This is a genomic window from Polaribacter sp. R77954, from assembly GCF_044595335.1.
Lineage (GTDB): Bacteria > Bacteroidota > Bacteroidia > Flavobacteriales > Flavobacteriaceae > Polaribacter.
Genome location: NZ_CP138992.1, coordinates 1,104,919 through 1,118,116 on the forward strand (window position 1 = coordinate 1,104,919; position 13,198 = coordinate 1,118,116).

General features: G+C 31.2%; 9 protein-coding genes and 2 pseudogenes. 5 read left to right on the forward strand and 6 right to left on the reverse strand.

Features of this window, described 5'->3' with window-relative positions:
- Positions 1-3: 3 nt before the first annotated feature.
- Entirely contained in the window at positions 4-1,359 is a 1,356-nt protein-coding gene (gene rimO, locus SJY27_RS04805) for a 30S ribosomal protein S12 methylthiotransferase RimO (RefSeq protein WP_397447125.1), read from the reverse strand.
- A 169-nt stretch (positions 1,360-1,528) separates the two neighbouring features.
- Between rimO and SJY27_RS04810 the strand changes: the two genes are divergently transcribed.
- Positions 1,529-2,440, forward strand: a complete 912-nt coding sequence (locus tag SJY27_RS04810) for an ABC transporter substrate-binding protein (RefSeq protein ID WP_397447126.1) — start codon at positions 1,529-1,531, stop codon at positions 2,438-2,440.
- 1 nt (position 2,441) lies between these two features.
- On the opposite strand, the gene SJY27_RS04815 is transcribed toward SJY27_RS04810, so the two are convergent.
- Positions 2,442-4,088: an amidase family protein gene (locus SJY27_RS04815; RefSeq protein WP_397447127.1), complete on the reverse strand. Its 1,647-nt coding sequence runs from the start codon at positions 4,086-4,088 to the stop codon at positions 2,442-2,444.
- A gap of 386 nt (positions 4,089-4,474) precedes the next feature.
- Here SJY27_RS04815 and SJY27_RS04820 point away from each other — a divergent pair.
- Positions 4,475-5,218: pseudogene (locus SJY27_RS04820) on the forward strand (serine hydrolase domain-containing protein); the annotation flags it as partial.
- Between the two features lie 56 nt (positions 5,219-5,274).
- On the opposite strand, the gene infB reads toward SJY27_RS04820, so the two are convergent.
- Genes infB through rimP form a run of 3 tightly spaced genes read right to left on the reverse strand, consistent with a single transcriptional unit; the run spans position 5,275 to position 9,988 of the window.
- Positions 5,275-8,199 carry a translation initiation factor IF-2 gene (gene infB, locus SJY27_RS04825; RefSeq protein WP_397447128.1) on the reverse strand — a complete coding sequence of 975 codons (2,925 nt, stop codon included), beginning with the start codon at positions 8,197-8,199 and terminating at the stop codon, positions 5,275-5,277.
- 59 nt (positions 8,200-8,258) lie between these two features.
- Positions 8,259-9,515 carry a transcription termination factor NusA gene (gene nusA / locus SJY27_RS04830; RefSeq protein ID WP_397447129.1) on the reverse strand — a complete coding sequence of 419 codons (1,257 nt, stop codon included), beginning with the start codon at positions 9,513-9,515 and terminating at the stop codon, positions 8,259-8,261.
- A gap of 11 nt (positions 9,516-9,526) precedes the next feature.
- Positions 9,527-9,988 carry a ribosome assembly cofactor RimP gene (gene rimP / locus SJY27_RS04835; protein WP_397447130.1) on the reverse strand — a complete coding sequence of 154 codons (462 nt, stop codon included), beginning with the start codon at positions 9,986-9,988 and terminating at the stop codon, positions 9,527-9,529.
- A gap of 193 nt (positions 9,989-10,181) precedes the next feature.
- Between rimP and SJY27_RS04840 the strand changes: the two are divergent.
- Both SJY27_RS04840 and SJY27_RS04845 read left to right on the forward strand, forming a co-directional pair.
- Positions 10,182-10,595: pseudogene (locus tag SJY27_RS04840) on the forward strand (universal stress protein); the annotation flags it as partial.
- A gap of 84 nt (positions 10,596-10,679) precedes the next feature.
- Positions 10,680-11,012: a universal stress protein gene (locus SJY27_RS04845; RefSeq protein ID WP_397447898.1), complete on the forward strand. Its 333-nt coding sequence runs from the start codon at positions 10,680-10,682 to the stop codon at positions 11,010-11,012.
- 7 nt (positions 11,013-11,019) lie between these two features.
- Here SJY27_RS04845 and recR read toward each other — a convergent pair whose 3' ends face one another.
- Positions 11,020-11,637 carry a recombination mediator RecR gene (gene recR / locus SJY27_RS04850; RefSeq protein WP_397447131.1) on the reverse strand — a complete coding sequence of 206 codons (618 nt, stop codon included), beginning with the start codon at positions 11,635-11,637 and terminating at the stop codon, positions 11,020-11,022.
- Positions 11,638-11,738: 101 nt separating this feature from the next.
- On the opposite strand from recR, the gene SJY27_RS04855 reads away from it, so the two are divergent.
- Positions 11,739-13,187 carry a sodium:solute symporter gene (locus SJY27_RS04855; RefSeq protein WP_397447132.1) on the forward strand — a complete coding sequence of 483 codons (1,449 nt, stop codon included), beginning with the start codon at positions 11,739-11,741 and terminating at the stop codon, positions 13,185-13,187.
- Positions 13,188-13,198 lie beyond the last annotated feature (11 nt).

The window sequence follows — 13,198 nt, forward strand, 5'->3', positions numbered from 1 at the left end:
TTTTTAAGCCTTTCTTTTTTGTTTTAAACTTAACGGTTTAGCTGCTTTTTTTGTGGGTGTACCATACAAATCGTAATCGCCAGCATCATGAATGGTAATATCTACAAACTCGCCAATTTTTATATAATGTTCTCTGGCATCTACTAAAACATCGTTATCTACATCTGGAGAATCAGATTCTGTACGTCCGTAGAAATATTCACCATCTTTTCGATCAAATAAACAACGAAAGGTTTTACCTATTTTTTGTTGATTCAATTCCCAAGAAATTTGAGATTGCACTTCCATAATTTCATTCACTCTTTTAAACTTAACATCAGCAGGTACATCATCTTCTAAAACATAAGCTCCAGTATTTTCTTCGTGCGAATATTCAAAAGCGCCTAATCTTTCAAAACGCATCTCTTCTACCCAATCTTTTAATTCTTGAAACATTTCTTCGGTTTCTCCTGGATAACCAACAATTAATGTAGTTCTAATGGCCATTTCTGGCACCACTTCTCTAAATTTATGGATTAAGGCTGTTGTTTTTTTGTGTGTTGTGCCTCTTTTCATCGATTTTAACAACTCAGTATTAATATGTTGCAAAGGAATATCTAAATAATTACACACTTTAGGCTCACGTTTCATCACCTCTAAAACATCCATAGGAAAACCAGTAGGAAAAGCATAATGCATTCTAATCCACTCTATTCCTTCAACTTTTGCCAAAGCTTCTAATAATTGAGCTAAAGCACGTTTTTTATAAATATCTAAGCCATAATACGTTAAATCTTGGGCGATTAACATAATTTCTTTAATGCCATTGGCTGCTAACTTTTCTGCTTCAGTTACAATATCTTCAATTGGTGTAGATCTGTGTTTACCTCGCATTAAAGGAATTGCGCAGAAAGAACAAGGACGATCGCAACCTTCTGCAATTTTTAAATAAGCATAATGCTTTGGGGTTGTTGTTAAACGCTCTCCAATTAATTCGTGCTTATAATCGGCTTCTAGAGCTTGTAATAAGTTTGGTAAATCATGCGTACCAAAATACTGGTCTACGTTGGTAATTTCTTTTTCTAAATCTGGTTTATAACGCTCACTCAAACATCCAGAAACAAAAACTTTATCAATTTCGCCAGCTTCTTTTCTTTGAGCGTAGTGCAATATAGTATCTATAGATTCTTCTTTGGCTTTTCCAATAAATCCACAGGTATTGATAACCACAATATTTCCATCATCATTTTCATCCTCATGAACAACATTTTTACCATTGGCTTTTAGTTGCCCCATTAACACTTCACTATCATAAATGTTTTTTGAGCAACCTAAAGTCACTACATTTATTTTATTTTTTTTGATAGATTTTGTACGCATTCCTTTCTGTTTTATCAACTGCAAATATACATTTTAAAAAAATTATTGAGATGGTATTTATTTTTTTATAAAATCGATTTCGAGTAAATTAGCTTTACAAATTGATAATAACCAAAAACCCATATTATACGGATTTATTCGATATAAATATTAAAAGATACAACAACAAATGACAATACTTAAATTAGCTTTAGATTGGACACCAAATACCAATCATATAGGATTTTTTATCGCCAAAGAATTAGGATTTTACAGTGATGTTGATATTGAACTTGAAATATTAAATCCGAAAGAAGATAATTATGCAATGACACCTGGTAAAAAGTTAGAATTGGATTTAGCCGATTTTGCAATTGCCCCTTTTGAGACAGTTATCAGTTTAAATAACAAAACTAATAAAGTAAATGCAGTTGCCATTTACGCTATTTTACAAGAAGATTTAAGCGCTATTGCTTCTTTAAAATCGGCAAATATTACTTCGCCAAAAAACTTAGATGGTAAAATTTATGCTTCTTATAAGGCTCGTTATGAAGATCATATTGTAAAAGAAATGATTAAAAATGATGGCGGAACTGGAAATATACTAATTAATTATCCTGAAAAGTTAGGTATTTGGAATACTTTATTAGAGGGCAAAGCAGATGCTACTTGGATTTTTGACAATTGGGAAGGTGTTGAAGCAGCAACAAAAGGTATTGAATTGCATCAATTTTCGATGAAAGATTTTAATGTGCCTTATTGTTATTCGCCAATTATTTTAGCAAAGCAAGAGCATGTAGAACAATACAAAGACGTTTATTCAAACTTCGTGAAAGCCACTCAACAAGGTTTTTTATATGTTAAAAACAACATAGAAGCTTCTAAAGAAATATTAGCCAAATATGTAACTGAATATGATTTGAAAAATATCGATTTAGAAAAATCTTTGCAAATGTCTGCTCCTTATTTTGGTGATGCATCAAAATGTGGACAAATGAAAAAAGAAAGAGTAACTAACTTTTTAAAATGGTTGGTAGACAATGATTTAGAATCAAAGAAAATTTTAAGTCAATATTTATTTACCAACGAGTTGTTTACATAAATTATTTATAGTTTTCAGGCATTTTTCTAGCTTTCGTTAACTGCTCAAAAGCATAGCCAATTTCTAATAATTTGCGTTCAGAAAAACGCTTACCTACAAAGGTTAAACTTATGGGCTCTCCAGAAGTTTTATAACCCATAGGCACTGTTAATGTTGGGTGTAAAGCAACAGCTGCAATACCAGAATGATAATTATTGATAGACAAAATAGCGTCTAAATTTTCATCGTTTAAAGCTTGTAAATATTTTTCGCCCTCACTTTTTAAACTAGCTTTTACCACTTCCAATTCTTCTAAAGTAGTAGCATCTTTTACTATTCCATCAAATAATTGTTGCCCATAAGGTGCTCTTAGCAAAGAATCTTTAAGGTTAAAATCCACCACACTTTTAACATCTTTTACATAGATAGATTTATCAGCTTGTTCTGCTAAATATGTTGGTAAATCGTGTTTCATATCTATATTAAGTAAGGTTGTAAAACCGCTAAAAGAAATTTCTGGTGGCGTAATTTCTACAATTTCTGCACCTGCTTTTTTTAATTGATTAATATTTAAAGCATAAATTGAATCTGATAATAAATTTTTTAAAACGCCTAATTTTATACCTTTTAAATCATTTTTAAAACCATTGTTATAGTGTTTTTCTTTGATTTGTTTTGATGCAGTATCATTTTTATCAAAACCTAACATGTCATCCATAAAAATGGCATTATCAATTACATTTTTAGTCATGGGTCCAGGAGTATCTAAAGTTGATGAAATTGGTACTATACCTGTTCTACTTAATACACCAATTGTTGGTTTTAAACCAACCACAGAATTTTGACTTGAAGGAGAAGTAATTGAGCCTGCAGTTTCTGTACCAACAGCAGCTACTGCAAAATTTGCAGCAACTGTTACACCACTTCCTGCAGAGCTTCCTCCTGTTTCAAATTCGCCTCTTCCATAAGGATTTAAAGTTTGACCACCAATAGCAGAATATCCTAAAGGACAACCAGAACAGAAAAAATAAGCCCATTCACTCAAGTTGACTTTTCCTAGAATTAAAGCACCATTTTCTTTTAATTTCTGAACAATAAAAGCATCATTTTTAGTAAAATTTCTTTGCAAAGCCAATGCTCCTGCAGTAGTTGGCATTTCTTTGGTGTTAATATTATCTTTCAATAAAATTGGCATTCCATACATAGAAAATTCAGAAACACTCGTTTTATTTTGATCTTTTGCTCTCGCTTCTTTTAACACATCAGGATTTAAAGCGATAATTGAATTTAGAGATTTTGTAGAATCACTTTCAAATTTTCTTATCCTATATAAATAAAACAACGTTAGTTTTTCATAGGTTAATTTACCTTCTTTAACACTTTTTTGCAGTGTAGGTATATTTTGCTCTAAAATTAATGGTTTTAAAGATTGATAATCATCTTCTGAAAAATAGGCTAAATCTTCTTTAAATGGCTCAAAAACCGAATTCATATCTAAAACTTTAGATTGAAAAAGTTTGAACTGCATTCTTTTTTTAGAATGGTTTTGTTGCTTTTCTAATTCAGCTGTTTCATCATATTTTTTAAAAACAACTTCTGGCTGTTTTTCTTTTGTTACGCAAGAATAAAAGATTACAATTGAAAATAATAGGTAAATAAATTTCTTCATGATGAGTATTTTTACCAAAGATACCATTTAAACCTTTTTCTAAAAAATTCGTCTAATGTAAATGAGCCAATTTTCTATTTTATACTACTTTTTTGTCTATACAATTGCAGTTCAGACAAAACTGTTTCTGCAATTCAACAAGAACCCATTGATTCTAGTATCTATTTTCCGCCCATAAATTCATCAGAATGGGCAACAAAATCAATCGCAGATTTAAACTGGAATGAAAATCAACTTGAACCTCTTTTGACTTTTTTAGAAGAGAAAAACACTAAAAGTTTTATGGTATTGCACAAAGGCAAAATTGTTATTGAAGCTTATTTTAACATACAGCAAATACAGCTTGGTATTGGGCAAGTGCTGGAAAAACACTTACATCTACATTAGCAGGAATTGCCCAAGACGAAAGTTTGATAGACCTAAACACTAAAGTTTCTGATTATTTAGGTGTTGGTTGGACAAGTATTCTTAAAGAAAAGGAAGATTTAATTCTATGCAAAAACTTATTGTCTATGGATTCTGGTTTAGATGATACCCAAGGGGATGCTGTGTCTCCCGAAAACTTAATTTATCTTGCTGATTCTGGCAGTAGATGGGCGTATCATAATGTTTATGTAAAAATGCAAGAAGTAATTGCTACTGCAAGTCAACAAGATTTTTCTACCTATTTTAATGAGAAGTTAAAATATAAAATTGGTATGTCTGGAATTTGGAGAAATCTTGATGATCTTAGTGTATTTTGGAGCAATACAAAAAGTATGGCTCGTTTTGGACTTTTAATTGCTTCAAATGGAAAATGGGAAAACGACCAAATTGTATCTGAAGATTTTTTGAAAGATGCTACAAATTCTTCTCAAAATATAAATAAGGCTTATGGCTATTTGTGGTGGTTGAATGGAAAATCATCCTATAAATTGCCTCAGAGCCAATTTGAATTTCAGGGTAAATTAATTCCGAATGCACCCAATGATTTGTTTTGTGCTTTGGGTAAAAATGACCAAAAAATTTATATAATCCCTAGTCAAGATTTGGTGATAATAAGAATGGGAGCGTCTGTTGAAGGATCTAATTTTGCGCTGTCTAACTTTGATGATGATTTATGGCTAAGAATAAATAAAATATTAAACTAAAAAAAACTCCAAAACTAAATGCGTTTTGGAGTTTTATTATTTTAAAAAAAAGTCTATTATTTTAATTTCTTTTTAACTGCTACTTCTTTATAAGCTTCAATAACATCACCTTGTTGAATATCATTATAGTTTTTAATTTGTATACCACAATCATATCCTTTAGCAACTTCTCTAACATCGTCTTTAAATCGTTTTAATGATGTTAAACCACCATCGTGAACAACGATACCATCTCTAATGATTCGTATTTTAGAATCTCTATAGATTTTACCAGACATTACCATACAACCAGCAATATTACCCACTTTAGAAATCTTATATACTTCTCTAATTTCTACATTACCTGTAACCTCTTCTTTCATTTCAGGAGATAACATTCCTTCCATGGCATCTTTTAGGTCATTAATTGCAGCATAGATAATTGAGTATGTTCTAATATCTACTTCTTCTCTATCTGCTACTGCTCTTGCATTACCTTGTGGTCTAACATTAAACCCAACAATAATTGCGTCTGATGCTGTTGCTAATAATACATCACTTTCGGTAATTGCACCAACACCTTTATGTAAAATATTAACTTGAATTTCTTCAGTAGATAATTTTTGGAAAGAATCTGTTAACGCTTCTACAGAACCATCTACATCTCCTTTTAAGATGATGTTTAATTCTTTAAAGTCTCCTAATGCAATTCTACGTCCAATTTCATCAAGGGTTAAAGTTTTCTGAGTTCTTACAGATTGCTCACGTTGTAATTGCGATCGTTTAGAGGCAATTTGTTTTGCTTCTCTTTCGTCTTCAAACACGTTAAACTTATCACCAGCCTGTGGTGCACCATCTAAACCTAAAATAGATACTGGAGTTGATGGACCTGCTATTTTTAATTTCTTTCCTTTATCATCAAACATAGCTTTTACTTTACCACTATGTTTACCTGCTAAAATATAATCGCCAATTTTAAGAGTACCTGCTTGTACTAAAATTGTAGTTACATACCCTCTACCTTTATCTAAAAGTGCTTCTACAACAGTACCTACAGCATTTTTATTAGGATTCGCTTTTAATTCTAAAACTTCGGCTTCTAATAAAACTTTCTCTAACAATTCATCAATTCCTTGACCTGTTTTTGCTGAGATATCTTGAGATTGAATATTACCACCCCATTCTTCTATCAATAAATTCATTGAAGAAAGTTGTGTTTTTACATTATCAGGATTTGCGTTTGGTTTATCAATCTTGTTGATTGCAAAAATAATTGGCACTCCTGCTGCTTGTGCATGAGAAATTGCTTCTTTAGTTTGCGGCATTACATCATCATCAGCAGCAACCACAATAATAACTAAATCTGTAACTTGAGCACCTCTAGCACGCATTGCTGTAAAGGCTTCGTGACCAGGTGTATCTAAAAACGCAATTTTTTGATCGCCAACATTTACGGAATAAGCACCAATGTGTTGTGTAATACCTCCACTTTCGCCATCAACAATATTTGCTTTTCTAATGTAATCTAATAAAGATGTTTTACCATGATCTACGTGCCCCATTACAGTAATAATTGGTGCTCTTAACTCTAAATCTTCTGGTTTATCTTCTACTTCTTCTATTGATTCTTCTACTTCTGCACCAACAAATTCTACCTTATAGTTAAATTCTTCTGCAACAATAACAAGGGTTTCAGCGTCTAAACGCTGATTCATTGTTACCATCATTCCTAACATCATACAAGAAGAAATAATTTGAGTTACAGGCACATCCATCATTGTTGCAACTTCACTTACAGTAACAAACTCGGTTACTTTTAAGATTTTATTGTCTAATGCTTGTGCTTCTAATTCAGCTTCTGTTTGCTCTTTATGAGCATCTCTTTTGTTTCTACGATATTTGGCACCTTTACCTCTAGAAGATTTTCCTTGCAGTTTTTCTAGAGTTTCTCTAACCTGCTTTTGGATTTCTGCTTCTGTTGGTTCTTCTTTTTTAACAGGTGTTCTTTGATTACCTCTACCTCTAAATCCTGGTCTATTATTTGCTTGACCTGGTCTATTATTTCCTCTATTGTTGTTATTACCTGGTCTAGAATTTGCGGGCTTACTAATACGCTTACGCTTTTTCTTAGGATCTGTAGTAGCTGGCTTTTTAGCTTCAGGCTTTTTCTTTTTAGGTCTTTCAAATTGTTTAAGATCAATTTTTTTACCTGTAAAATTAGGGCCTTCTAACTTTTTATATTGTGTTTTAATTGCTTCTGCATTTTCTGGAGTAACCTCTTCAGTTTTTGCATCTGCTTTAGAACTATCGTTTTTATTATCTTTTTTAATATCTACCTTAGAAGCTGCTTTTTCTATAGCAGAAACTGTTTTTTTAACAGGAGGTGTTTGCTTAACAACTTTAGCTGTTTCTACCACAGGTTTCTCTTCTTTAGTTGGTATTGGAACTTCGGCTTTTGGAGTTTCTATAACCTCAGCTGCAGGCGCAACTTTTGGGGTTTCAACTACTTTTGGTTCCTCTGCCACTTTTGGTTCCTCTACTTCTTTTGGTGCTTCAGCTACTTTTGGTGCTTCAGCCACTTTTGGTGCTTCAGCCACTTTAGGTGCTTCTTTTGGCTCTATTGGTTCTACAGATTTTTTACCTGCTTTATCAATATCTATTTTGCCAACAGTTTTAAACGCTAATTTATCTGCTTTGGCCTTAAGGACTTCTTCTTTTTTTGCTTCTTCTGCTCTTTTCTTCTCTAATTTAGCTTCTAATTCTAAACGAATTGCCTCTTTTTCTTTTCGTTTTTCTTCACCAACTTCTTTAGATGCCGCCTTTTTATTTGCGTCAGTTTGAAAGCCATCTTGAAGCACTGAATAGATTTCACCAGAAATTTTAGTGGTTGGTCTCGCTTCTATTTCGTGACCATTTTTTGCTAAATATTCTACTGCTCTATCCAAAGAAATGTTTAATTCTCTTAGAACTTTGTTAAGCCTTATTGTTTTGCCTACAGACATATATTCTTTTTAACTTTATAATTGTAAAAATATAATTTTTACTTTACTTCTATACTATATTATTCTTCGAATTCTTCTTTTAGAACTCTTTGAACGTCTATAATGGTTTCTTCTTCTAAATCGGTTCTTTTTACCAATTCTGCAACACTTGTTTCAAGTACGCTTCTTGCAGTATCTAAACCTATTTTAGTAAACTCACTAATAATCCAACTTTCTATTTCATCTGCAAATTCTGTTAACTCTACGTCTTCTTCTTCTAAACCTTCTCGTTTAACATCAATTTCGTAGCCTGTTAACTCACTTGCCAAACGAATATTAACACCACCTCTACCAATTGCTTTTGATACTTCTTCTGGTCTTAATAAAACGCTAACTCGTCCTTTTTTACCATTTTTTTCTTCTTCATACATTTCAATTTCCATTGAGGTTACCTTTGCAGGACTCAATGCTCTTGAAATGAATAATTGTTGGTTTTTGGTATAATTAATCACATCAATGTTTTCGTTTCCTAATTCACGTACAATTCCGTGAATTCTAGAACCTTTAACACCTACACAAGCACCAACAGGATCTATTCTATCATCATAAGAATCTACAGCTACTTTTGCTTTTTCTCCTGGTATTCTTGCAACACCTTCTACAGTAATTAAACCGTCGAAAACTTCAGGAATTTCTTGTTCGAATAATTTATTTAAAAACGCAGGTGCTGTTCTAGATAATATGATTGCTGGTTTGTTACCTCTTAATTCTACAGATTTAATAACACCTCTTACAGAATCGCCTTTTCTAAAAAAATCTGAACGTATTTGTTCGCTTTTTGGCAATACAATTTCGTTACCATCATCATCTAACAAAATAATTGCATTATGACGAATGTGGTGCACTTCTGCACTATACAGATCGCCTTCTAAATCTTTAAATTGCTTAAATATGTTTGTACTATCGTGCTCGTATATTTTAGAAATTAAATTTTGACGTAATGCTAAAATTGCTCTTCTACCTAAATCAATTAATTTTACTTCTTCAGATACATCTTCACCAATTTCAAAATCTGGCTCAATTAATCTTGCTTCGCTTAATTCAATTTCTTCGTTATCATCTTCAGAAAAGCCATCTGCAACTACTACTCTATTTCTCCAAATTTCTAAATCTCCTTTATCTGGGTTAATAATGATATCAAAATTATCATCAGAACCAAACTTACGTTTTAAAGCAGCTCTAAATACTTCTTCTAAAATAGACATTAATGTTACTCTGTCTATGCTTTTATTATCTTTAAATTCTGAAAACGAATCAATTAACGCTATATTTTCCATTACATCTTTACTTAAAATACAATCTTCACTTTTGCTTCTTTAATATCTTTGTATGTTAAAGTTGCTGTTTTTTGTACAGTAACTTTTCCTTTACCTATGGGTTTTGGTTCTCTTGCTTTCCAATTGAGTACTATTTTTTCGTCATCTGCTTCTGTTAAAGTACCCTCTAACTCTTCATCTGCAGTTTTTACTTTTAGTATTCTGTTGATGTTTTTCTTATACTGTCTTTTCTCTTTTAAGGGATGTGAAATATCTGGAGTGGTAACTTCTAAAGAAAAATCTTCTTCTTCTCTATCTAAATTATGCTCTACATTTCTACTAATTCTAATGCACTCACTTAAAGGAACACCATGATCACCATCAACAGTAACTTGAATTTTATTGTTTGTTGATATAGATAAATCTATCAAAAACAACGATTCATTTAACGCTAAAGCTTCTTCTACTAAATCTTTTACTTTGGTTTGATTCATTTTTAGAGTCTATAAAATTATCAAAAAAATATTGATTTTGAGTATAAAAAGAGGGGACTTTAAGTCCCCTTCATTTACCATTTATTGTTAAAATCGGTGCAAATATACAAATTGTTTACAATTAAACAAAGTGATTCATATTCAATTATTTTTGTAACTTTAAATAAACCTAATTCTATTTAATTTTTTAACTATGAATAAAATACTTGTACCTATAGATTTTTCTAAAAAATCTGAATTTGCTTCTAAAATGGCAGCTAAAATTGCTAAAAAATCGAAAAGTGAAGTATACCTTTTACACATGATAGAATTACCAACTGGAATTGTAGATATGGGTGCTGGAACAAATTTTAGTATTCCTGAAAGCATGTTGTATTTGAGAAAAGTAAAAGAACGAATGCTTGAGTTTAAATAGCTTTATTTTTATAAAAACACAGAAGTACATCATGCTATTCGCTTTCAACATCCGCATGAAGGCATTTTAAAATATGCAGATAAAATTGAAGCAGATTTAATTATAATGGGTTCTAAAGGACACTCTGACTTTGAAGAAATTTTAATTGGCTCGAATACAGAAAAAGTGGTACGAACATCAAAAGCACCTGTTATTGTTGTAAAAAAAGATACTAAAAAATTTAAATTAAGAAACTTGGTTTTTGCCTCTAGCTTTAAGAATGACGATAAAAAAGAAGTGTTTAAAAAGTTTTTAAACTTTACCAATCACTTTAAAAGTGAAATACATTTGCTAAAGGTAAATACACCTTCTCGTTTTGAAAGCACACAGGAGTCTACTAAAAGAATAAAGCTTTTTATTAAAGAATTTGATTTACCCAAATATGCTATTCATATTTACAACGACACTTCTATTGAAAAAGGTATTTTAAATTTCTCTAAAGATATTAATGCTGATTTAATTGCTTTAAGCACACATGGTAGAAGCGGTTTAGCTCATTTATTTGCTGCCAGTGTTACCAAAACCTTATCTAAAAAAGCATTGAAACCTATTTTAACCATTAAAGTTTAATGTGTTACTAACTCTTAATACTCTGTTCAAAAGGAATTCTATTTATTATACTTCTACCCAAAGTAACCTCATCTGCATATTCTAATTCATCACCAACTGCAATTCCTCTTGCTATGGTTGATGTTATAATCTCATATTTTTGTAGTTGTTTATAGATGTAAAAGTTTGTAGTATCACCTTCCATAGTAGAGCTTAATGCAAAAATTAATTCTTTAATTTCTCCACTTGCTACTTTTTGCACTAATGAATCGATTTTTAAATTTTGTGGTCCAATGCCTTCAATTGGCGATATTTTTCCTCCTAAAACATGGTACAATCCATTAAATTGAGAAGTACTCTCAATGGCCATTACATCTCTAATATCTTCAACTACACAAACTATTTCTGGATTTCTTTTTGAATTCTGACAAATATCGCACAAAACAGTATCAGAAATATTATGACATTTTTCGCAACTTTTAACATCGTTTCTTACATGCAGCAAAGCTTCAGACAAATATTTGGTATGTTCAGAAGGTTGTTTTAACAAATGCAACACCAAACGCAATGCTGTTCGTTTTCCTATTCCTGGCAAACGTGAAACTTCACTCACTGCATTTTCTAAAATTTTTGATGAAAAATCCATATTGCAAAATTAGGAATTAACAATTACGAATTATAAATTATTGCATTATTTTTTAAATAGATTATATTCGTATCTCACAATTCGAAATTCGTAATTTACTAATGCAACCACTTCATATCATTTTATTAATCGTTGGATATTTTACTGTACTGATTCTTATATCTTATTTTACAGGAAAATCTGCCAATAACAAAACATTTTTTAAAGCAAACAACTCATCTCCTTGGTATTTGGTTGCTTTTGGTATGATTGGTGCTTCGCTTTCTGGAGTTACATTTATTTCGGTTCCTGGTTGGGTAGAAGCGCAAAGCATGAGTTATATGCAAATGGTATTGGGTTATGTTGTTGGTTATGCTGTAATTGGATTAGTGCTATTACCACTTTATTATCGACTTAATTTAACATCAATTTACACCTACTTAGAAGATAGATTTGGAAAATATTCTTACAAAACAGGTGCCTCTTTTTTCTTATTATCTAGAACAATTGGTGCTGCTTTTCGTCTGTTTTTAGTAGCAAACGTACTTCAACTTTTATTGTTTGATGCTTATGGAATTCCTTTTTGGGTAACTGTTACTATCACTATTTTATTGATTTGGTTATACACCTTTAAAGGCGGAATAAAAACTATTGTTTGGACAGATACGTTACAAACTTTATTTATGTTAATTGCTGTTGGGGTTTGTATTTACACGATTTCTGACGAAATGCAAATCAGTAATATTTTTTCTTATGTTGCAGATAATGAACTATCTAAAACCTTCTTTTTTGATGATGTAAAAACTGGCGATTATTTCTGGAAACGTTTTTTAGCAGGTGCTTTTGTAGCTATTGTTATGACTGGCTTAGACCAAGATATGATGCAAAAAAACTTAACCTGTAGAAACTTAAAAGATGCTCAAAAAAACATGTTTTGGTTTACTATTGTTTTGGTAATTGTAAACTTTTTCTTTTTAGCATTGGGAGTGCTTTTAACAGATTATGCACAAAAAAACGGAATTGACGCACATAAAGACCAGCTTTTTCCAATAATTGCAACCAAAGGCACTTTAGGTTTAGCAACTGCTATTTTCTTTTTATTAGGATTAATTGCTGCTGCTTATTCTAGCGCAGATTCTGCATTAACCTCTCTAACTACTTCTTTTAGTATTGATATTTTAGAAATCGACAAAAAGAAAACTGAACTTGAACAAGAAAAAACACGAAAAAAAATCCATATTATTTTTTCTTTTGTTTTAATAGCAACCATTCTTGTTTTTAAATATTTTATTGCTGACGAAAGTGTAATTGCCAAAATATTCACCTTTGCTAATTATACTTATGGACCACTATTAGGCTTGTACGCTTTTGGATTATTTACCAAAGCAAAAGTAAATGATAAGCTTGTACCTGCTATTTGTATTTTATCGCCGTTTATTACCTATTTTATTAATTTTATATGCTTGACTTATTTTAGTTTCGATTTTGGTTTTGCTCTGCTAATTTTAAATGGGTTAGTCACTTTTGTAGGATTATTTTTAGCTAAAAAAAAGACATTAGGTTTAAGATAAATTACAATATT